We start from the raw sequence: 19,905 nt of genomic DNA, 5'->3' as shown, positions 1-19,905 counted from the left end.
GTACGATCCTGCTTCGTTCTCCCTGGGTTACAGTAATGTCTGCCACTGCCCGTCCCGATAGGCTGCAACGGCGCGGTGGGAGAGGATGGCCGCGCTCAGCTCGGTCCTCCGCGCCAGGGTTTGAGGGCCTGCGGGGCGACCGCAGCGCCACTGGCCAGATCCTTACGCAGATGGGCGCGGAACTTGCCATATGTAGTCTGTTCCCAGGTCGTCGCGCTGCCAGGGCTCACCGCCGATCGAAGGCGGCTACTGCCTCCATCGGACAATACAGCTCCATGAGGTACCAGCCAAGGCTGGGCGCTGCTCCTGGCAAGAGTGGACCCGAATCGCGTCGTTGTGCAGTTGCGGCCGTCGCTGCCCATGTGGGCAACCCGTCGGCGGCTGGGGGCTGGCGCGGCTGCTACATGTCCTGTCAGTTATAGGTCGCCTTGCGCGACTCCTCGACTTTCTGGGCTTTTCTTGCGGGCGGCGCCAATACCGCGACAGCCGTGTCAGAAGGAGCCGGTACCGATGCCGGGGCCTCTGGCTTGATGGGAAGATCCTCGCCTGTACAGAACTTGATATAGTGTGTGTCATTTTAGAGACAGGACGATATCGCAGAGCGCATCAACAACGATTCGACTGATCTCTGCACCTTTTGCCGCTGACGCCCGACTTGGGTCCCCAACAACGCCAGTGCCTCCGGAGATATCTGCCATGGTTCTGAACAGGGAGCCGCGCCCGCTCCTCAGCAGATCCGAGTTCGCCCACTCGTAGGTCATATCGTGACTGAATCCGACAATTTGATCCTTACGGACGCTGACCTGGTCGATATGGAGCATCAACGATGTTTCGAACTCGCATGCATGACCGACGCCACCGAAACCGCTATCCTGTATTTTAAGCAGCGCATCCGTCGCGATCCGCCACCACGTAAGCAGTCCAATCTGGCAATCGCGGTGGCGTGCACCGAAGCTCTCGACAATGACCTGCCCTATAGCCTGGTTGCCGCCGTGGCTGTTGAACAGGAGTATATTGGTAAAGCCGTGCGCAGCGACCGATGCTAGAATATCGGTCACGTATGCCAGCAGGGTCTGATGCTGCACGGTAAGGGTGCCCGGGAAGTCCATATGATGCTCGGATGCGCAGACGACAACCGAAGGCAGGACGAGCACCCGATTCCCGAGCCTTTTGTCGAGTTCATCAAGAAAATGGCCGCCGATCCTGGCGTCCGTTTCGAGCGGCAGGTGGGGGCCATGCTGTTCGATGGCCGCGATATTCATGATGACGGGCGTTGCGCGGTCGAGTGAACCGATCTCGCGCGTCGTGAGCTTCTCCCACCTCATGGCTTCACCGCCCAGAGTTCGATCTCGACAACAAAATCCCGCAGGAGTCTTGTTTCGACCGCTGTCCTCACCGGCAGGGGTTGCGGCATCATCTCGGCATAGACCTCGTTGAAGGCAGGCCAGTCGTTCAAGTCGGTCATATAGACATTGACCTTGAACACATCGGCCAGGGTACATCCGGCGCTGCGCAATTGCATGGCGCAATTCTCGATCGTTGTCCGGGCCTGCGCACGGATATCGGCACCGACAGTTCTTCCGTCGGCTCCGACGCCGGCCTGTCCCGAGATCACGACAATCCGACCCGGGGCGACTTCGATCACCGGCGAATAGGGACCATGGCCGGGCGCCTGTGTGGCGGCCGGAACATGTTTGACAGTTGCAGGAGTATGGCTCGATCCCATGGGATTGGGGAGATAGCCGAGGAAGCCCGCGATCCGCCAGCGCCTCCCGATGTTCCGGCAGAAATACTGTGTCTGCCAGCGCAACGTCACCGTCTCTCCATCGTCCAGACGAATGGAGCCATCGAACTTCTTTCGCGCCAGCGCGAAGTCGCCCATGATCTCGATATCCTGAAGGCCGGTGAGGCCGAAGAGAGATTGTCGCATGCTGTCGTTCGAGATCCGGCCCTTGAGCTCTTTCGCGCCAGCCAGCCAAGCCTCACGATAGCGGTCGATGCTCGCATAAGTGATGCGCCAACTGTCTGGGTTGTCAGAAAACCGTGCGTCGATACCGAAGAATACATCAGGTGCAAAATCGTGGAAATGCGCCTCCCAGTCACCGGCCACGAAAGCGTCGATATCCCGGCGGACGAGCATCTCCCAGATCGCATGACGCGCCTCGTCGGCGGGCGGAAAAGGATTGATATCGCTCATGATCGAGACACCTCAGCGGAATGTCCGCTCCGACACCTTGAAGCGATGGATCGCCTCATCGTCGAGCTCAATGCCAAGGCCAGGGCCTTGTGGAAGGTGGATATAGGGCGGCGTGATGGCGAGCGGCGTCCTGAGCAGATCATGCGAACGGATCATGCGGCCGAAAATGTCGCCCGGCCAAGTGCAACTCGCGGCGGCAGCGCTCTGGTGCACGTACATCGCCTCCAGAATACCAAGGTCCACCTCCGATCCATGCCAGCACGGCACTCCCGTTATCGCCGCAAGATCCGCAAGGGCCTTGAATTTGGCGAGGCCTCCATTGAAATTGAATCCATCGACTGCGCCATGGGCGATGGCGTTCACGGCCTCATAGGGGCGCTGGCCCTGGAAGACATAAGGCAAGGACACGTGAAGGGCGATCGGAATGGCGCTAAACTGACGGAGATTGGCGTAATCCTGGATCATCCACCGCTGGATCGGATCTTCAAGCAGAAGAACGTTGCCGACCTTTTCGAGCTCGCGGATGATCGGGCGCGCATTCCCCGAATTCTCCCACCGCTGGTTCGGGTCGAAGATCACCTTCATGCCAGGAGCGTGCATCCTGATTTCCCTGCACCAAGCCACCACATCATCTTCAAGGTCGCACTTGAACTTGATGCAGTCGAAACCTTGCTCATGATATTGCCTGACCCAGGGACCGATTTCGCCTACAGTACGGTGGCTCGACCACGCGCTGATCTTAACATGATTACGGATTGCGCCACCGAGAAGGCGATGCATCGGGACGCCAAGGGATTTTGCATAGGCATCCCAAATGGCACATTCGAACCCATCATACTCGCGGCACAGCGCAATCGGCAGGTCTTGCAGAGGCATTACGGCAATGCTTTGGCCGAGAAGCATGTTGGAGACATTCTCGATGATCGACCAGTTGTGATCCCGGTAGAACTCCGACAGACCGACGGTCCCGTCCTTCAGCGTCATCCGCAGAATGAGTTTCGGCAATTCGTCGAACTGCACCGACCAGGCCCGCTTTCCGCCGACAGGAAGCATATGGAGCGGCTTGTTCAGGCTCTCGGAATTAATCACCCCAGGGCGAGCGGGAACGATGACCTCTTCGTAGTCGAAACGGACAATGGTTTTGGCGTTGGGATCCATGCGGCACCGATGAAAGTGTAGGCAGGAAGACTAGATCGAAAAAAGTAGTGAAACAACGGAATTTATCGCAATGTTCTGCGTTCTCGTCGTCTGATTTTCATCGCGCTACATTTTCGTTATAGCTCGCAGAGGAGACAGGAGCGAGGTCATGGGACAGACGATTATCGTAACGGGAGGCGCGGGAGACATCGGCCGTGCACTGTGCGCAAGATTTCTGCGGGACGGTCATCGCGTTGCCATGCTCGACAAGGACGCATCGGCCCTCCGGGAAGTCGCCCGTGCGATCGATGCTCCGATAAGCCTGATGCCGGTTGCGGCCGACATCACTGATCTTTCTTCTGTAGCCAGTGCCGTCGCACAGGTGGAAATGCGCCTCGGCCCAATCGATGTCCTTGTCAATAATGCGGGGGGTGTCGTCAGCCCCACCCTTGCCACCACTTCCGAAGCTGCGTGGCTGGCCGATATCGAGCTTAATCTCAATGGGGCGTGGCGATGCGTCCGCGCGGTGCAGGACGGAATGGTCGCGCGCCGCCGCGGAACGGTTGTCAATATCTCTTCGGTCAATGGGACGGGGATCTATGGTTATCCGGCCTACAGCGCCGCCAAGGCAGGCCTCGCGCAGCTGACCCGGTTTCTGGCCGTAGAACTGGGACGGTATGGCATTCGTGCCAATGCCATTGCTCCGGGCAGCGTCAAGACCCAGGCCTGGAAAGCTCGTGTGGAGCAAAATCCTGAAATCTTCGAGCGTCTGAAGCGTTGGTATCCCTTGGGCGATGTCTGCATCCCCGAGGACGTCGCAGGCGTGGCCGCGTTCCTGATCGGACCGGATGCGCGCATGATCACAGGCGTCGTCCTGCCAGTCGATGGTGGATTGTCGGTTGGCTCGGCGACCATGGCGCGCGAATTCTGTGGAGAAGAATTCTAGAGCAAGGCGGCGCACCTCTAGTCCCCAATCGGCTGCGCCTCCGTGTGCCCGTGCAACGCGACAAGGGTTGTCCTGATCCGGTGAAGTTTGCGCGCCGAGACTGGTTGCTTCATTGCCCCGACAAGAGCGGAAAGGCAGTCGATGACGAGGAGTTGGCCGTAGCGTGTGCGGTTCGGAAAATTGAAGTGAACCTCGTCCCCGGGGATGGCGAGCGGCAGAAGCAGGCTCGCATGCGCACTCAATGGAGAGTGTGGCAATGTGATCGCGATGACGACGGCGCCCCGGTCGACGGCAATTCCGGCGGCATCGACGAGAGAGCGCGGCTTGCCCGTTACCGAGAAGATCAGGAACGCGTCGCCTTTGTCGGCGATCGCTGCCAACATCCGCTGTTTGTAAGGATCTGCACTGGCTGTCACCGGCAGGCCGAACCTGAACAGTCGGTTCTCCATTTCCTGGGCCATCACGGCGGAACTGCCACCGACCCCTAGGCACGCGATGCGGTCGGCATTGGCGACCGCCGTCGCGGCTTTCGTCAGCGCATCCTCTTCAAGCCCTGCAAAAGCGGTACTGAGGGCATCCATACCCGATCGATACACGTGTTGCGCAGTAGTTCCGGCATCGCCGGCCTGTACCTTGCGCTCGGCCTCGATGTACATGCGCCCGACCGCAAAGTCTTGCGCCAGCCGCATCTTGAAGTCGCTAAAGCCGTCGCAGCCCACGCGGCGCGCAAATCGCATCACAGTGGGCTCGCTGACCTGCGCCTGTATGGCGAAGGATTTGATGCTGGCACGAGTGGTTCCTTCGATGTCCTGCAGGACAAGGTCAGCGACCCGACGCTCCGCCTTCTTCAAGGTCGGCGCAATTTGCTCGATGGTTTCGATCAGGTTGCTGGAGCAGTTCATTCCATCATTCCGGACAGATCAAATCCCTAGAGACGAACGCCGAGATACGTTCTATCGTCTGCCCAGCTTGTCTGCGTTGATCCCTTTGGGGAAGGGTACAAGATAACCTTTGCTGGATCATCGCGCTCTGCCTCTGCGAAGGCGGTCTCCCAGGATTCGACGCCGAAGCCCTTGCCAGTTTTGAAATATCCATCGGAATAGATTTCGATCGTATCGATATCTTCCCGGTCAAAGCTCTCCATGCGGATCAGGCTTTCCGGCACCGGGAAACCATCGAGGCAGGGGTATCCGAGAATTGTGGCAGGGTCGTTCTGATAACCGCCTTGAGCGTTGACAATGCCGCCGGTCACGAGATGTTCGATCAGGTCGCCAGGTACATGAGGCAGAGCTGCGAGATTGGCACCGATGGCAAGTTCTTCGATTCGGTTCATATCATCCAGGGTTAGAACGCCGTCGAATGAATTCACTGCCTGACGGGTTCCGTGCCAAGTAATGCGTCGCGACAGTTGCTCCCGCATGGTGGCATCGCTCGTCCTATCGCCAATCATGGGCCAAGCCTGCTGCCGCAGGATCGACGTGATCAGGTCCAGGTCCTTCTCCATGCGCAGAGTCTCGCGGCCGTTGAGCCGCACGCCGCTGTCACCGACAAGGATCACGTCGAGACTTCGTTGGTGAACCAGGACCAGGGCGAGCGCCGCCGAAAGGCGCACGTTGCAGTCAGTTCGCGCCCTATCGAGCATGCCATGGGCCAGGTAGGCATTTTCGATCGCCTGAGTGAGACCTCGAACGATCGTCATGCCGTCCGTGGGTGCATCGGGCGCGCTCAGCATGTGCTCGAGCGCGCCCTTGACGATCATGGCAGCATACTGGCCGGACAGGACACCATCATATCGCGTTCCGAGGCGGTCCGTGACTCCGTCGATGACCGCATAACCGCATCCCGGCAGAATGACGAGGCGATCCTCGTTGGTGTGAGGCCTAGAGGGATCCTTTGCCTCGGTAAACGCCTCGATCAGCATGACGTCGTCATCGCTGCAACGCGGATCAGCGGTTCTGCAGGGCAGTTTTCCATTTGGCGATCCATTCAGTGCGATGCTGGGCCACCTTCTTGATGTCGTAATCGACCAGCTTTATCTCGCTGATCGGCTTCAACCCGGCGCCTGTCACGTCCTTGCGTACCGAACGACGGCCAATATCCGATACAAGCTGCTCCTGAACAGGCTTGGACAACAGCCAGTCGATGAAGACCTTCCCATTGTCCGCGTGCGGCGCACCTTTCACGAGCGCAACCCCGTCTGCGACCGTCGAGGATCCGTCCTCCGGATAAACGATCGCGACGTTGCCGCCGCCCTTGACGTAGTCGAGGGCGTTGTCTTCGAGGGTGAGGCCCACAAGAGCCTCGCCATCGTTGACATAGCGTGGGACGGCTCCCGAGGAGTCCGAGAGGTTCATGTTGGCGAGGGTCTTGTTATAAACATCCCAACCCTTGTCGCCATAAGCGAGAAGTACGGTCGCAAGTTGCTGGAAGGATGATCCGGAGGAATCCGCCCGTGCCGATGAGACCTTGCCCTTCCATTTGGCATCGCCGAGCTCAGCCCAAGTCTTGGGGTAGTCGGCCGGTTTCAACTCCTTGTTGTTGACGGCCATGACGAGAAGGATACCCGTATAGGGGATCCATTCGGGGCTGACTTTGTAGGCCTGCAGGATAGCCGCGTCGTCCTTCGGGACGTATGTCTGCAGCAGATCTTTGTTATCCTCCAGCTGTTCGCCGCCAATGCTCCAGATCACATCAGCCTTGGGTGCGGAAGACTCAGCCTTCACGCGTTTGATGATATCGCCGGACCCAGCTTTCACCACGTCGACCTTGATTCCGGTCTCTTTTTCGAATTTAGGAACCAGGGCATCGACGATCGAAGCCTTGTGAGCCGTATAAACGACCACTGACTTATCCTGCGCCATGGCGGCGACGCTCAACGATGTCAACAATATACCAGCCGCCAAACTCACCTTCAGCATTTCATCCCTCCCCAGATTAAGTAGCAAAGCTACGCCATGTTGCTGAAAGCTGTAAGTTTTGTAAAGTCGGCTAACAGCATGACGTAATTATACAAGATGAGGAGCAGGGTGTGGCGGAGTTGAGGATCCAGGGGCTGGCCAAAAGCTATCGGGACGTTCGGGTCCTCGAGGGTATCGATCTCACGATTGCCTCGGGCGAGTTCTTCACTCTGCTTGGCCCAAGTGGGTGTGGAAAAACCACCCTTTTGCGGACGATCGCAGGCTTTCAGCGCCAAGACCGGGGCGAAATTATCGTTAAGGGCGAGCGAATCGATGATAAGCCCGCCCACAAGCGTGACATCGGCATGGTGTTTCAGGATTACGCTGTGTTCCCCCATCTGACGGTTGCAGAGAACGTTGCATTCGGGCTCAAGGCCCGCTCTCTGTCCAAATCCGACATTGAGGCCCGGGTTGCCGAGAGCCTGAAGATGGTGCGCCTCGACGGTTACCAGGCCCGACTTCCCGCGGAAATGTCCGGCGGCCAGCAGCAGCGCATTGGCCTTGCCCGGGCCATGGCAATCCGTCCGACCCTCCTCCTCATGGACGAGCCCCTGTCGAATCTCGACGCCAAGCTACGCATCGAATTGCGCGAAGACATCCGCGATATTCAGCGGCGACTTGGGATCACCACGATCTATGTTACCCATGATCAGGAGGAGGCTCTCGCAGTCTCCGACCGCATCTGTGTCATGCATAAAGGCCGCGCAGAACAAATCGGGACACCTTTCGAGATCTACCGGCGTCCCATCCGCCGCTTTGCAGCGAGCTTCGTGGGCACGATGAATTTCGTGGCAGCCGAACTCGAAGGGGGTCGCCTTCAAGTCGGCAGCCAGTCGCTGGTGTTTCCTCATGCCGGCACAGGCGGCACCTTCGAACTCGCCATTCGCCCGGAGAATGTGATTCTTGGCCGCCAAGGGGCCGATGGAGAGGCGGTGGCCCTGCGGGGTGAAGTTCGAAAAGTTACCTTTCTCGGACGCGAGGCCCACTATTCCCTGAAGACCGAGGCTGGCGAGATCATCGCCCAGGTTGCGGATCCCAGTGCCGACTTCATTGCGATGGAGGGCCAGTCCGTCGATGTTCTCCTGCCTCTCGCGAAGATCGCCTTGTTCGATCAGAACGGAGATGTGGTGAAGGTTGAACGGTCATGATGAAAAGGCGCACTCGCTTCGACCTCTGGACCATTGTCCTTATCGCGGCCTGGGCCGTGCTTCTCCTTCTTCTTGTCTGGCCGCTGTCGTCGATCCTGTGGGCCAGTCTGATCGACAACGAGACCGGGGCATTCACTCTTGTCCATTATGCAGAGATCTTCACTGTCAAGGCGTATCAGCGGGCCATAGGCAATACATTCATCGCCGGGTTCGGCGGTATGGCAGGCGCACTTGTCCTGGGCGTAACCCTCGCCTTCGTGATGACACGCTTTCACATTGTAGGCCGTACGCTGATCCAAACGCTTGCGGTCGTGGCTCTCGTTTCTCCACCCTTCATCGGTGCCTATGCGTGGATCGTCCTGTTCGGCGCCAGCGGCGTCGTCCGCAAGGGGCTCGGATCCATCGGGATATCCATTCCACCGATATATGGCGTGGCGGGGGTCATCCTCGTATTCAGTTTGAAGTTCTTTCCGCATGTATTCCTGATTACTTCGGGCGCGTTGGCTGCCATCAATCGTTCCGTCGAGGAAGCAGCAGAGAGCTTGGGCGTGCCGCCATGGAAGCGCCTGTTCATCGTTACGTTTCCACTCATCCTGCCGGCCATTTCGGCGAGCGCTCTCCTGACTTTCGTGCTGTCGATCGCCGATTTCGGCACTCCGCGCATCATCGGACGCGATTTCAACGTGTTGGCGACAGAGGCTTTCAACCTTTTTGCGGGTGAGGTCGGAGGAAACCCCGGCATGGCATCGGCGCTGAGCATCGTCCTGATCGTCCTGTCCATGATGGTCGTGTTCGGGCAGCGCTGGGTACTGCGCAAAAACGTCTATTACAGCAATCTCATCAAGAAGCCGGAGCGTCAGCGGGCGGTGGGGCTGAAGGCGCTTGGTCTGCATCTCGTCGCCTATGTGATCGTACTTCTCGGCGCATTGCCGGCCATCATCGTGGTCATCTTCTCCTTCCGCCGTACCAGCGGCCCGGTTTTTCAGCCCGGCCTCAGCTTGCAGAGTTATGAGAAGGTGATTGCAACCGTGTCCGACCCGATCTGGAACACTCTGCTGTTCTCTTCGGTGGCGGTCGTCGCCATCGTCATCAGCGGGACCCTGATCGGCTACCTGATCTCGCGGCGGCCAAGCGTCTCTACGGGAGCCCTCGACGCCCTGCTGATGATTCCCTACATCGTGCCGGGGATTGTAATGGGCATCGCCTTCATCACGCGATTCAACGACCCTCCGCTGGCCCTCACAGGAACCGGGCTCATCATCATCCTTGCGGTCTATGTGCGACGCCTGCCTTACTCGGCTCGCTCGGTCGCAGCGGCGTTGAAGCAGGTTGGCCCGAACCTCGAGGATGCCGCCGTCAGTCTCGGCTACGCGCCCGGAAAAGCCTTTTTGAAGGTGACGGTCCCCCTCATTGTTCCGGGGATCCTCGCCGGCGGCCTCATGAGCTTCGTGACAGCCATGAATGAACTGTCATCCTCGCTGGTGCTCTATGTCGGTCGTACGATCACGATGCCGGTGCGAATTTATCTGTCCGTCATGGATGGTGAATACGGAACGGCCTCGGCCCTCTCGACAATTCTGCTCTCGATGACGGTCGTGGCGGTTTACGCCGCTTTCCATCTCTCGGGACGTAAGGAGAGCGCACTCCTCTAGGACCATCGCATGCCTTTCAGGCCGTGTCGCACCCCGCTCGCGACACGGCCTTATTGTATAAATTCCTGTCTTGCGTCGCTGATCGGGACGGCATAACATTATGCATTGCAGCGATTGGGCATCTGCCTGCTGTAACTCCGGTCCTTCCCTTTGCACTTTCCTGTTTTGTCGCTCCCCGCGTTCCCTCGGACGCAGGCCGTTGCTCTTTTCCGATCGTCAGGTCGGTTGACGGAATCCACTTCCATGCAGACCACGTTTCTTCGCAATGCCCTCGTTCTGGGTATGCTCTCCGCTATCGGGCCCTTCGCTATTGATATGTATCTTCCTGCTTTTCCGGCGATTGCCCGGGAACTGGAGGCTGATGTCGGCGCCATCCAGATGAGCCTGATGAGCTTCTTTCTCGCGGTTGCTATCTGCCAGATTATCTACGGTCCCGTATCTGATCAGGTCGGCCGCAAGCCACCGATCTATCTTGGATTGGCCCTATTCGTTGTCGGTGCGATCGGTTGCAGCTTTGCCCGAAGTGCGGAGGCGCTGATTGCGTTCCGGTTCCTCCAGGGGGTGGGGGCCTGCGCCAGCATGGTCATTACCCGCGCCATTATCCGGGATCTGCATACTGGGGCTGAGGCTGCACGCCTGATGGCGACAACCATGCTGGTCTTCAGCGTCTCGCCCATCCTGGCACCTCTCGCAGGAAGCACACTGACGGAATTCTATAGCTGGCGCGTCATTTTCTGGGTTATCGCCGGCATCGGTCTTCTGGGACTTGCCGTCGTTGCAACCCTGCTGCCCGAGACGCGGAAGGCAAATTCCGGGCATCGCAGCATCCGTCAGGTCCTCGGAGCCTATGGAAGCCTGCTCAAGGATTGGAGGTTCCTTGGACTTGTCTTCATCGGGGGGCTCGGTCAGGCGAGCTTCTTCGCCTATCTGGCAGGTTCTTCCGTGGTGTTTATCGAGCATTTCGGCCTCACGCCGTCCCGCTACAGCTTGGTCTTCGCGTCGAATGCGATTGCCTTCATCGGCGGGGCCCAGTTTAACAGCACCCTGATGCGGCGCTTCGGGGCGGAGCGTGTCGTCCGATCGGCTATCAGTATCTTTGCTGTCCTAACGACGGCGCTATTCGTGCTGACGCTGTGGGGGATTGACAGTCCCTACCTCCTTTGGGCGTTCCTGTTTACATCGTTCGGCTGCCTCGGTCTCGTGATTCCCTCGACTGCGATTCTGGCTCTGGAAACTCATGGACCAATTGCGGGAACTGCTTCCGCCCTGATGGGGACGCTGCAGCTTTGCACGGGTGCCGTCATGATCGCCCTGGTGAGCGCCTTCTTCGACGGAACGCCTCGTTCCATGGTGGTCGCCATTGCGGCTTGTGGCTGGGGCGCCTTTACCTTGAGCTGGACGGTTCTGGAACGCCGGGCGTCTTATCCATAATGGCGGGAGCCTGTTGAGCTTTCTCCTTGATCCAGTCTCGGAACGAACGCACGAGCGGCGCCTCTGCCTTAGGCTCTGGATAGACAAGATAATAGGCGCCGCTGCTGACCAGGCTCTGCGGAAACAGGATGATGAGACGGCCCGAGGCGAGCTCGTCAGCAATCAGAAAATGAGGAATGAGTCCGACCCCGAGCCCAGCCACGGCTGCCTGAGCGACCATTGCGAATTGTTCGAACCGCGGTCCGCGAAGTGCGTTCCCAATATCCACTTTTGCGACGATGGACCATTCCGACCAGCTTGTGGAGCGGGTGCTCTGCTGCAGAAGAGTAGCGCGGGCGAGATCCGCCGGAGCTTGGATCTGTTCCCGGCGTCGATAGTCCGGGCTGCAAACCGGGACACATTCTTCGTCCAGGAGATGATCGCACCGGGCACCGGGCCAATGAGGCTGGCCGAAATGGATGGCAGCGTCGAAAGGTTCTGCCGCAAAATCGAATGGGACCAGCCTTACACCGAAATTCACGGTGACGTCGGGATGTTTATCGAAGAATTCGGGCACGCGCGGTATGAGCCAGCGGGTGCCGAACGTGGGCAGGACTGCCAGATTCAGAACCCCGCTAGTCCCAGACAGGGCGATCGCCTGTCGCGTGGCATCCGAGAGCTCGCCAAGCGTATTGCGGACATGGGCTGCATAGATGCGCCCGACATCGGTGAGCACCACTCGCTGCCGGGTGCGGCTGAACAGTGATACGCCGAGGGCGTCTTCCAGTTGCTGGATCTGCCGGGAAACGGCACTTTGGGTCAGGTTCAGCTCTTCCGCAGCCCGTGAGACGCTGCCGTGCCGGGCTGTCGCCTCGAAGGCGAGAAGGTTGCCAACGCTGGGAAGAAAGCCGCGCTTGAACACCAATTCATTCCAATTGCGAATAACCTGCTTCGAAGATGTCGCTTTACTTCCCAGCTGTCCAGGGCGATTTTCCGTCCCAAATTCATCAACTGCATCCCGGCGTCGCTGGCCTCCGCGGCGCCACAGAGGAAGGATCGGAACCATGGCCGGCGCACACGAACTCGCAAAACTCCAGTGGGACGATCCACTCCTGATCGAGGATCTGCTCACCGACGACGAGCGTATGATCCGAGACACCGCCCGTGCCTATGCCCAGGACAAGCTCCTGCCACGGGTTATCGAGGCCTATCGTGAGGAACGCACGGACCGCGCGATCTTCAACGAGATGGGAGAACTCGGCCTTCTCGGGGTCACCTTGCCGGAGGAATATGGCTGTGCGGGTGCCTCCTACGTAGCTTATGGCCTCGTAGCGCGGGAGGTCGAGCGGGTCGATTCTGGATACCGCTCCATGATGAGCGTGCAATCCTCCCTCGTCATGTATCCAATCTATGCCTACGGCAGTGAAGAGCAACGCAAGAAGTACTTGCCGAAGCTGGCTTCGGGCGAGTTCGTCGGCTGCTTCGGCCTCACCGAGCCGGATGCCGGCTCGGATCCGGCCGGCATGAAGACCCGTGCCGAGAAGATCGACGGCGGCTACCGCCTGACCGGCACCAAGATGTGGATCTCGAACTCCCCCATCGCGGACGTGTTCGTCGTCTGGGCAAAATCGGCGGCCCACGACAACCAGATCCGTGGCTTCGTGCTCGACAAGGGGATGAAGGGTCTCTCGGCACCGAAGATCGGCGGCAAGCTCTCGCTGCGTGCCTCGATTACTGGCGAGATCGTCATGGATGGCGTCGAGGTGCCGGAGGAGGCGCTGCTGCCGAACGTGTCCGGGTTGAAGGGCCCTTTCGGCTGCCTTAACCGGGCTCGCTACGGCATTTCCTGGGGCGCCATGGGTGCTGCTGAGGATTGCTGGCATCGGGCGCGCCAATACACCCTCGATCGCAAGCAGTTCGACAGGCCGCTCGCGGCGACGCAGCTTGTGCAAAAGAAGCTGGCGGACATGATGACCGAGATCACCCTCGGCCTCCATGCATCCCTGCGCGTCGGCCGCCTCTTCGATGAGGGCCGCATGGCGCCTGAGATGATCTCGCTCGTGAAGCGCAACAACTGCGGCAAGGCGCTCGATATCGCCCGGCAGGCGCGCGACATGCATGGCGGCAACGGGATCCAGGAAGAGTACCACGTGATGCGCCACGCGCAGAATCTGGAGACCGTCAACACCTATGAAGGGACTCACGACGTGCATGCCCTCATCCTCGGCCGAGCGCAGACCGGGTTGCAGGCGTTCTTCTGAACCATACGGGATACGTGATGATAAAGCCGCTTGAAGGGCTCAAGGTCCTCGAACTCGCCCGAATCCTGGCCGGCCCCTGGGTTGGCCAGCTTCTCGCCGACCTTGGCGCGGATGTGGTCAAGGTCGAGCGGCCAGGCGTAGGTGACGACACCCGCGGATGGGGGCCGCCCTTCATCGAGGCTGCCGATGGAGGCGACCTCTCGGCGGCCTACTTCCATTCATGCAATCGTGGCAAACGCTCCATTGCCGTCGATTTCGAGACGGCGGAGGGGCAGGCTCTCATCCGCAAGCTTGCCGCTCATGCGGACGTGGTTATCGAAAATTTCAAGGTCGGCGGACTGAAGAAATATGGCCTCGACTATGAGAGCCTCCGGTCCGTCAATCCGCGACTCGTCTATTGCTCTATTACGGGCTTCGGTCAGAGCGGCCCCTATGCTGCGCGGGCAGGCTACGATTTCATGATCCAGGGCATGGGCGGCATCATGGACCTGACGGGCGACCCAGAGGGCGAACCTCAGAAGATTGGCGTTGCCTTTGCTGACATCTTCACCGGGGTCTATTCCGTCGTTGGCGTGCTCGCTGCCTTGCGTCGCCGAGACGAAACCGGGGAGGGCGCTCACGTCGACATGGCGCTTCTTGATGTTCAGACGAGCGTTCTTGCCAACCAGGCTATGAACTATCTTGCTTCTGGCAAAGCGCCCCGGCGCATGGGCAACGCTCATCCCAATATCGTTCCCTATCAGGTATTTCCCGTCTCCGACGGGCATGTGATCGTAGCGGTCGGGAATGATGGGCAATATGCCAGATTCGTAAGAGTTCTGGGCCGCCCCGATCTCGCCGAGGATGAAAGGTTCAGGAACAATGCAGGGCGGGTCCGCCACCGCGCCGACTTAACACCCATTCTCACCGAGTTGACCCTTCGAACAACGCGGCAGGCGCTTTTGTCCAGTCTCGAGGTCGAGGGCGTTCCGGCCGGCCCGATCAACACGGTGGCCGATGTCTTCGCGGATCCGCAGGTGATTGCACGCGGGATGAAAATCGATCTGCCAGCGCCCGGAGCCAAGGGCGGAGCCATCCCGTCCGTAAGGTCACCTATTGTCATGGACGGTGAGCCCATGGCCGCTGGGCGGCCCTCTCCACGCCTCGGAGAGCATACGGACGAAGTCCTCGGCGATCCTTCCTGGATGGCCTGAGCAAGCGCTTGTCAGGGAGCTTGCTCGGCGATGCCCTTGTCGAGCAGACGGTCTATAGCACCGACAATGCGGCTCCGGTCGTCTTCCGAAAAGGGGCTGATATCGTGCATTTCCATGCTGCGCAGGCCTTCGACAGCCAGCCACGCCAGCAGGCTGGCATCAAGGTCCTCCGAGGTTGTCCTCAGTTTTTCTAGGGTCTCCCTGACCACATTCCGTACCGGCTCCAGAAGGCGCGGATTTTCGGACGAGGCTGCCAGCATCCCGGTGGCTATTTCCTTCATCTTGCCGGTGCCGCACATCTTGAGAAGAGCTGCCGTGCAAAGGCGGGCCTCAAGGTTACGTCCGGGAGAAAATTCCTTGCGAAGAGACGCTTTCTCGGAGGATACCTCATCCACAAGGCGCTGAATCATTGCCTGCAGGAGTGCGTCCTTGCTCGGAAAATTATAAAGAAGTCCGCCTTTGCTGAGTCCGGATCGTTCGGCAACGGCATCCAGGGTCAGTCGCCCTGCGCCGATTTCGCCAACGAGTTCAGCGGCCGCATCGAGAATTTTTTCTCGTGAACTCTTTCGGCCCCGGATACATGCGAACATTCCCACCTCTTGCACTAAACCGTCCAGACGGTATATAAATGGCGCGGTGGCATTGGCGTCAAGGGGAAGTTGCGCTAAGCCGCACCTCCATTTTCAGATAGGATCCGATTCTTCGGACCTGCAAACTTCGGGACAGGCCCATGAAGCGGCGCATTGTAGTCTCTCTTGTGTTCATTCTTGCGGTTGGACTGTGCGCTGGTCTGATCTGGTTCAACTTTTTCAAAGACAAGATGATCAAGGACTTCTTTGCCAACATGAAGGCACCGCCCCAGGTGATTTCATCGGCGAAAGTGGAAGCCAGGACATGGACCCCTGCGGTCAGTGCAATCGGAACGGCCCGGGCAGCCAATGGCGTCGAACTGTCGTTCGAGACGCCCGGTATCGTGAAGGAAATCAAGTTCAAGGCGAACCAGGAGATTCGCGCGGGCGAGGTCCTGGTCCAGCTCGACGACGCGGTCGAACGCGCCGATCTGCAGGATGTACGGGCTGCAGTGAAGGTCGGTGAGAGCAATTTCGAGCGCGCGAAGACCCTCTCTTCCCGTGGATATGGAACGGAAGCAAACTTCGATCAGGCCAGCGCAGCTCTCGCTGCGGCGCGGTCGCGGCTGGCGCGCATCGAAGCAACCATTGAACAGAAGGCATTAAAGGCACCCTTCTCGGGCGTCATCGGTATTCCGCGAATTGATATTGGTCAGTATCTCCAGCCTGGTACCGTTATCGCAAGCTTCCAGGACCTATCGTCGATGAAGGTCGATTTTACCGTTCCCGAACAGGATGCGAGCAAGATCAAGCTCGGCCAGGACATCCGCGTCGGCGTCGCGCCTAACGATCTCCGTTTTACAGGAAACGTCACCGGTAAGGATCCACGCGTCGACCCCAAAACACGGCTGGTCTCTGTTCAGGCAGTCGTCAGCGTTGGGAAGGATGGCGAAATCCTGCCGGGGCAGTTCCTGCATGTCGAAGCGATTCTCCCGCCGGAGCCGAACGTGATCACCATTCCGCAGACAGCGGTGATCACCAGCCTCTATGGCGACTACGTCTACACCATCGAGCCCGAAGACAAGGGTGGCGAGAAGGTGGATGTGGCAAAGCAGGTCTTCGTCAAGATAGGCCGTCGTCGCGGCAGCGCTGTGGAGATCCTGTCCGGCGTCGAGCCAGGCCAGCAGATCGTCGCATCCGGGCAGAACAAACTTCAGGCAGGATCGACAGTCAAGATCAACAATACGATCGATCTGACGAAGATCGACACGTCAAAACTCGCGACCGAATAGGCTGTATCCCATGAGTTTCACAGAACTCTTCATTCGCCGCCCGGTCCTATCCATGGTGGTGAGTCTCCTGATCCTGCTGCTTGGTGCACAGGGTCTGATGAGCCTTCAGGTCCGACAATACCCGGAGGTTGAGGAAACCACGATCACGATCACGACCACCTACACGGGTGCCAGCGCGGATCTGATGCAGGGCTTCATCAGCACGCCGATTGCCAAGGCTGTGTCAAGTGCGGAAGGCGTTGACTACGTTACGTCCCAAAGTCGCCTTGGCCTGAGCACGGTCTCGGTGCGCATGCGTCTGAATACGGATCCGAATGCGGCGCTCACGGAGGTGACCGCCAAGGTACAGACCGTGCGTGCGCAGTTGCCCACGGATGCTGAGGATCCTGTTATCGTAAAGGGCACCGGCCAGACATTCGCTCTTATGTATCTGACCTTCGCCAGCTCCGAGATGAATCCCGAGCAGGTTTCTGAGTTTCTGACGCGCGTGGTGCAGCCGCGCTTCGCTACCCTGGAAGGCGTCGGGACGGCCGAGATCCTCGGTGGGCGTGACTTCTCGATGCGGATCTGGATCGATCCGGTGCGCCTTGCGGCGCGCAGTGTCACTGCTGGCGACGTTATGGCCGCGGTTCGGTCGAGCAACTTCCTGGCAGCGCCAGGCAAGACGCAGAACGAGTTCGTGGCATACGCGCTCGAGATGCAGACCACGTTCCAGACTCCTGAGTCCTTCGGAACGCTTCCGATCCGCTCCAATGGCGACCAAGTCGTACGTTTGCGAGATGTGGCCGATGTGGCCCTCGGTCCAAAAAGCACAGATACCAAGGTCAGCTTCAACGGTAAGGAAGGCACCTTCATCGGTATCACGCCAACGCCGTCCGCCAATCCTTTGACCGTTGCCGCAGCAGTAACGAAAGCCATCGATGACATCCGGCCGACGCTGCCGAAGGGCATGACGGTCCAGATTGTCTATGATGCTTCCAACTTCATCTCGGCGTCCATCGAAGAGGTGTTCAAAACCATCGGCGAAGCGGCCCTGATCGTCATCATCGTGATCTTGCTCTTCCTTGGATCGTTCCGCTCGGTGTTGATCCCGATCGTGACGATTCCGCTGTCGTTGGTTGGTGTCTGCTTCGTACTCTTTGCGCTGGGTTACTCGATCAACTTGCTGACCCTCCTCGCAATGGTTCTCGCCATCGGCCTTGTGGTCGATGACGCCATCGTGGTGCTGGAAAACATCCACCGGCACATCGAGGAGGGCCTTAAGCCAGTCGACGCCGCCATTGTCGGCATGAAGGAAATCTTCCTGCCGATCGTCTCCATGACCATCACTCTTGCGGCCGTTTACGCGCCAATCGGGTTCACGCAGGGCCTCACGGGCACGCTGTTTCGTGAGTTCGCCTTTACCCTTGCCGGATCGGTCATCATCTCGGGCATCATTGCCGTCACCCTGTCACCGATGATGTCGTCGAAGTTGTTGAAGCCCCATGGTCACGGTGGGCAAAAGGGGTTTGCCGGCTTTGTCGATCGCACCTTCACCCGCGTGGAGAATTGGTACTCGAGAAGGCTGAAGGGATCGCTTGACTATCGGTTTGTCGCGCTGACGATCGTGGCAGTGCTTCTGGGCACGACAGTGTTCCTGTTCATGAAGACGCCGTCCGAACTTGCGCCAGAAGAAGATCAGGGTGCCTATCTCGGCCTCGTCAACGCGCCGCAATACGCAACGGCTGATTATACCCAAGCCTTCTCCTCTCAGTTCACCAATGCTGCCGAGAAGATTCCGGAGATCGACGATTCCTTCCTGATCGTCGGAATTGACGGCGGCGGAGGTGGGTTCGTCGGCTTCAAACTCAAGGAATGGAGCGAGCGGAAGAAGAAGGGCGCCGTCACCAAGCAGGAGATTCAGAATCTTCTGAATGAGAATGCAGGCGTTCAGGCTTTCGTTTTTGCGCCGCCATCGTTGCCCGGCGCAGGCGGCGGTCTGCCGATCCAATATGTCCTGCGTACGATCGGCGATCCCGCTCAAGCCTACGAGGTTGCGGAGCAGGTCAAGCAGAAGGCGATGGCGACGGGCAAGTTCATCATTGTTCAAAACTCCGTCTCGTATCAAACCCCTCGTGCGCGCATCGTGGTCGATCGTGACCGGGCCGCGGCAATGGGCGTGCCCGTCAGCGAAATCGGTAATACGCTCGGGGCGCTCGTCGGCGGTGCTCCGATTTCCAAGTTCGACCGCGATAACCGAAGCTATGATGTCATCAGCCAGGTGCGACAGGCGGATCGCCTGAACCCAGAGCGGCTTGGTGAGTATTATGTCCGTGCGTCCGATGGTTCGATGGTTCCGCTGTCCGCCCTTGTTCACATCAAGACGGATGCATCGCCGGCATCAATTGAGCAGTTCAATCAGCTTAACGCGGCCACGCTATCAGCACTTCCGCTTCCGGGTGTGACGACGTCCGAGGGCCTTCAAACCATCCGTTCTGTGGCGAAGGAGATCATGCCGCAGGGCTTCTATGAGGACTATGCTGGACAGTCTCGTCTGGAAGTCCAGGAGGGAAGCTCCATCGCGCTTGCCTTCGGTCTTGCAATCATCGTGATCTATCTCGTGCTCGCGGCTCAGTTCGAGAGTTTCCGCGACCCATTCATCATTATGATGTCCGTGCCGCTTTCGATGTTCGGCGCCATGATCTTCCTCAATCTGGGTCTCTCAACCTTGAACATCTATACGGAGGTCGGGCTGATCACACTGGTGGGCCTGATCACGAAGCATGGAATCCTGATGGTCGAGTTCGCCAACGATCTCAAGGAGAAGCAAGGCCATAGCCGACGAGAGGCGATTCAGGAGGCGGCACGGGTGCGCCTGCGTCCGATCCTCATGACAACTGCCGCGATGGTGCTTGGCGTGGCGCCGCTCCTCTATGCCAGTGGCGCGGGTGCGGCCGCGCGCTTCTCCATGGGTCTCGTGATCGCCGCAGGCATGTCGATCGGGACGATCTTTACCTTGTTCGTAGTCCCGATGTTTTACACCTTCATTTCACGCGATACGAAAAAGGTTGCGTCAGGAGACAAGCAGACAAGTCCGATTTCCCACCGGGCCTTGGCTGCTGAATAACAAGAAAGGCCGGGCATCAGCCCGGCCTTTCTGTTTC

At 59.0% G+C, this 19,905-nt stretch carries 16 protein-coding genes and 1 pseudogene; 8 read left to right on the top strand and 9 right to left on the bottom strand.

Going from position 1 to position 19,905, the window contains the following annotated elements:
* Window positions 1-572: 572 nt before the first annotated feature.
* The 3 genes from AC522E_RS18270 to AC522E_RS18260 are packed head-to-tail and all read right to left on the bottom strand — an operon-like array spanning window position 573 to window position 3,355.
* Window positions 573-1,325: a creatininase family protein gene (locus AC522E_RS18270; protein WP_500747651.1), complete on the bottom strand. Its 753-nt coding sequence runs from the start codon at window positions 1,323-1,325 to the stop codon at window positions 573-575.
* A complete protein-coding gene (locus AC522E_RS18265) occupies window positions 1,322-2,197 on the bottom strand; it encodes a RidA family protein (protein WP_500747650.1) in 876 nt (291 codons plus the stop codon). The genes AC522E_RS18270 and AC522E_RS18265 overlap by 4 nt, the downstream gene beginning before the upstream one ends.
* A 12-nt stretch (window positions 2,198-2,209) precedes the next feature.
* Window positions 2,210-3,355 (bottom strand): mandelate racemase/muconate lactonizing enzyme family protein, encoded by a 1,146-nt coding sequence (locus AC522E_RS18260; protein WP_500747649.1) that lies wholly within the window; start codon window positions 3,353-3,355, stop codon window positions 2,210-2,212.
* A gap of 148 nt (window positions 3,356-3,503) precedes the next feature.
* Here AC522E_RS18260 and AC522E_RS18255 point away from each other — a divergent pair, with 148 nt between their 5' ends.
* A complete protein-coding gene (locus AC522E_RS18255; RefSeq protein ID WP_500747648.1) occupies window positions 3,504-4,280 on the top strand; it encodes an SDR family oxidoreductase in 777 nt (258 codons plus the stop codon).
* A 17-nt stretch (window positions 4,281-4,297) separates the two neighbouring features.
* Here the strand turns inward: AC522E_RS18255 and AC522E_RS18250 are convergent, their stop codons facing one another.
* The 3 genes from AC522E_RS18250 to AC522E_RS18240 are packed head-to-tail and all read right to left on the bottom strand — an operon-like array spanning window position 4,298 to window position 7,198.
* Window positions 4,298-5,182, bottom strand: a complete 885-nt coding sequence (locus AC522E_RS18250; protein ID WP_500747647.1) for a MurR/RpiR family transcriptional regulator — start codon at window positions 5,180-5,182, stop codon at window positions 4,298-4,300.
* Between the two features lie 26 nt (window positions 5,183-5,208).
* A complete protein-coding gene (locus AC522E_RS18245; RefSeq protein ID WP_500747646.1) occupies window positions 5,209-6,201 on the bottom strand; it encodes a hypothetical protein in 993 nt (330 codons plus the stop codon).
* 25 nt (window positions 6,202-6,226) lie between these two features.
* Window positions 6,227-7,198, bottom strand: a complete 972-nt coding sequence (locus tag AC522E_RS18240) for an extracellular solute-binding protein (RefSeq protein ID WP_500747645.1) — start codon at window positions 7,196-7,198, stop codon at window positions 6,227-6,229.
* A 110-nt stretch (window positions 7,199-7,308) separates the two neighbouring features.
* Here AC522E_RS18240 and AC522E_RS18235 point away from each other — a divergent pair, with 110 nt between their 5' ends.
* From AC522E_RS18235 to AC522E_RS18225, 3 genes are all read left to right on the top strand, one after another.
* Window positions 7,309-8,385 carry an ABC transporter ATP-binding protein gene (locus AC522E_RS18235; RefSeq protein ID WP_500747644.1) on the top strand — a complete coding sequence of 359 codons (1,077 nt, stop codon included), beginning with the start codon at window positions 7,309-7,311 and terminating at the stop codon, window positions 8,383-8,385.
* Complete coding sequence (locus AC522E_RS18230) at window positions 8,382-10,037, top strand: ABC transporter permease (protein WP_500747643.1); 1,656 nt, start codon at window positions 8,382-8,384, stop codon at window positions 10,035-10,037. The genes AC522E_RS18235 and AC522E_RS18230 overlap by 4 nt, the downstream gene beginning before the upstream one ends.
* 243 nt (window positions 10,038-10,280) lie before the next feature.
* Window positions 10,281-11,468 carry a multidrug effflux MFS transporter gene (locus tag AC522E_RS18225; protein ID WP_500747642.1) on the top strand — a complete coding sequence of 396 codons (1,188 nt, stop codon included), beginning with the start codon at window positions 10,281-10,283 and terminating at the stop codon, window positions 11,466-11,468.
* On the opposite strand, the gene AC522E_RS18220 is transcribed toward AC522E_RS18225, so the two are convergent.
* On the bottom strand, window positions 11,422-12,369 hold the full coding sequence (locus AC522E_RS18220) for a LysR family transcriptional regulator (protein ID WP_500747641.1): 948 nt from the start codon (window positions 12,367-12,369) through the stop codon (window positions 11,422-11,424). The two genes, AC522E_RS18225 and AC522E_RS18220, sit on opposite strands and share 47 nt — an antisense overlap.
* A gap of 142 nt (window positions 12,370-12,511) precedes the next feature.
* Between AC522E_RS18220 and AC522E_RS18215 the strand changes: the two genes are divergently transcribed.
* Both AC522E_RS18215 and AC522E_RS18210 read left to right on the top strand, forming a co-directional pair.
* Window positions 12,512-13,708: an acyl-CoA dehydrogenase gene (locus AC522E_RS18215; RefSeq protein ID WP_500747640.1), complete on the top strand. Its 1,197-nt coding sequence runs from the start codon at window positions 12,512-12,514 to the stop codon at window positions 13,706-13,708.
* A gap of 17 nt (window positions 13,709-13,725) precedes the next feature.
* Window positions 13,726-14,901 carry a CaiB/BaiF CoA transferase family protein gene (locus AC522E_RS18210; RefSeq protein ID WP_500747639.1) on the top strand — a complete coding sequence of 392 codons (1,176 nt, stop codon included), beginning with the start codon at window positions 13,726-13,728 and terminating at the stop codon, window positions 14,899-14,901.
* Between the two features lie 11 nt (window positions 14,902-14,912).
* Here the strand turns inward: AC522E_RS18210 and AC522E_RS18205 are convergent, their stop codons facing one another.
* Window positions 14,913-15,311, bottom strand: coding sequence for a hypothetical protein (locus AC522E_RS18205; protein ID WP_500750754.1), 399 nt, complete (start codon window positions 15,309-15,311; stop codon window positions 14,913-14,915).
* A gap of 9 nt (window positions 15,312-15,320) precedes the next feature.
* Window positions 15,321-15,491, bottom strand: a pseudogene (locus AC522E_RS18200) (TetR/AcrR family transcriptional regulator); the annotation flags it as partial.
* Window positions 15,492-15,631: 140 nt separating this feature from the next.
* Between AC522E_RS18200 and AC522E_RS18195 the strand changes: the two are divergent.
* A complete protein-coding gene (locus AC522E_RS18195; protein ID WP_500747638.1) occupies window positions 15,632-16,762 on the top strand; it encodes an efflux RND transporter periplasmic adaptor subunit in 1,131 nt (376 codons plus the stop codon).
* A 10-nt stretch (window positions 16,763-16,772) separates the two neighbouring features.
* Window positions 16,773-19,868, top strand: coding sequence for an efflux RND transporter permease subunit (locus AC522E_RS18190; RefSeq protein WP_500747637.1), 3,096 nt, complete (start codon window positions 16,773-16,775; stop codon window positions 19,866-19,868).
* The last annotated feature ends 37 nt before the right edge of the window (window positions 19,869-19,905 follow it).

It is taken from the genome of Microvirga sp. BF8, assembly GCF_059888585.1.
This window is presented reverse-complemented; position numbering and strand designations above follow the sequence as displayed.

What these genes read in the sequence shown, in the direction of transcription:
- AC522E_RS18270 (WP_500747651.1), bottom strand. Translation starts at nt 1,325, where the DNA reads ATGAGGTGGGAGAAGCTCACGACGCGCGAGATCGGTTCACTCGACCGC.
- AC522E_RS18265 (WP_500747650.1), bottom strand. Translation starts at nt 2,197, where the DNA reads ATGAGCGATATCAATCCTTTTCCGCCCGCCGACGAGGCGCGTCATGCG.
- AC522E_RS18260 (WP_500747649.1), bottom strand. Translation starts at nt 3,355, where the DNA reads ATGGATCCCAACGCCAAAACCATTGTCCGTTTCGACTACGAAGAGGTC.
- AC522E_RS18255 (WP_500747648.1), top strand. Translation starts at nt 3,504, where the DNA reads ATGGGACAGACGATTATCGTAACGGGAGGCGCGGGAGACATCGGCCGT.
- AC522E_RS18250 (WP_500747647.1), bottom strand. Translation starts at nt 5,182, where the DNA reads ATGAACTGCTCCAGCAACCTGATCGAAACCATCGAGCAAATTGCGCCG.
- AC522E_RS18245 (WP_500747646.1), bottom strand. Translation starts at nt 6,201, where the DNA reads ATGCTGATCGAGGCGTTTACCGAGGCAAAGGATCCCTCTAGGCCTCAC.
- AC522E_RS18240 (WP_500747645.1), bottom strand. Translation starts at nt 7,198, where the DNA reads ATGCTGAAGGTGAGTTTGGCGGCTGGTATATTGTTGACATCGTTGAGC.
- AC522E_RS18230 (WP_500747643.1), top strand. Translation starts at nt 8,382, where the DNA reads ATGATGAAAAGGCGCACTCGCTTCGACCTCTGGACCATTGTCCTTATC.
- AC522E_RS18225 (WP_500747642.1), top strand. Translation starts at nt 10,281, where the DNA reads ATGCAGACCACGTTTCTTCGCAATGCCCTCGTTCTGGGTATGCTCTCC.
- AC522E_RS18215 (WP_500747640.1), top strand. Translation starts at nt 12,512, where the DNA reads ATGGCCGGCGCACACGAACTCGCAAAACTCCAGTGGGACGATCCACTC.
- AC522E_RS18210 (WP_500747639.1), top strand. Translation starts at nt 13,726, where the DNA reads ATGATAAAGCCGCTTGAAGGGCTCAAGGTCCTCGAACTCGCCCGAATC.
- AC522E_RS18205 (WP_500750754.1), bottom strand. Translation starts at nt 15,311, where the DNA reads ATGATTCAGCGCCTTGTGGATGAGGTATCCTCCGAGAAAGCGTCTCTT.
- AC522E_RS18195 (WP_500747638.1), top strand. Translation starts at nt 15,632, where the DNA reads ATGAAGCGGCGCATTGTAGTCTCTCTTGTGTTCATTCTTGCGGTTGGA.
- AC522E_RS18190 (WP_500747637.1), top strand. Translation starts at nt 16,773, where the DNA reads ATGAGTTTCACAGAACTCTTCATTCGCCGCCCGGTCCTATCCATGGTG.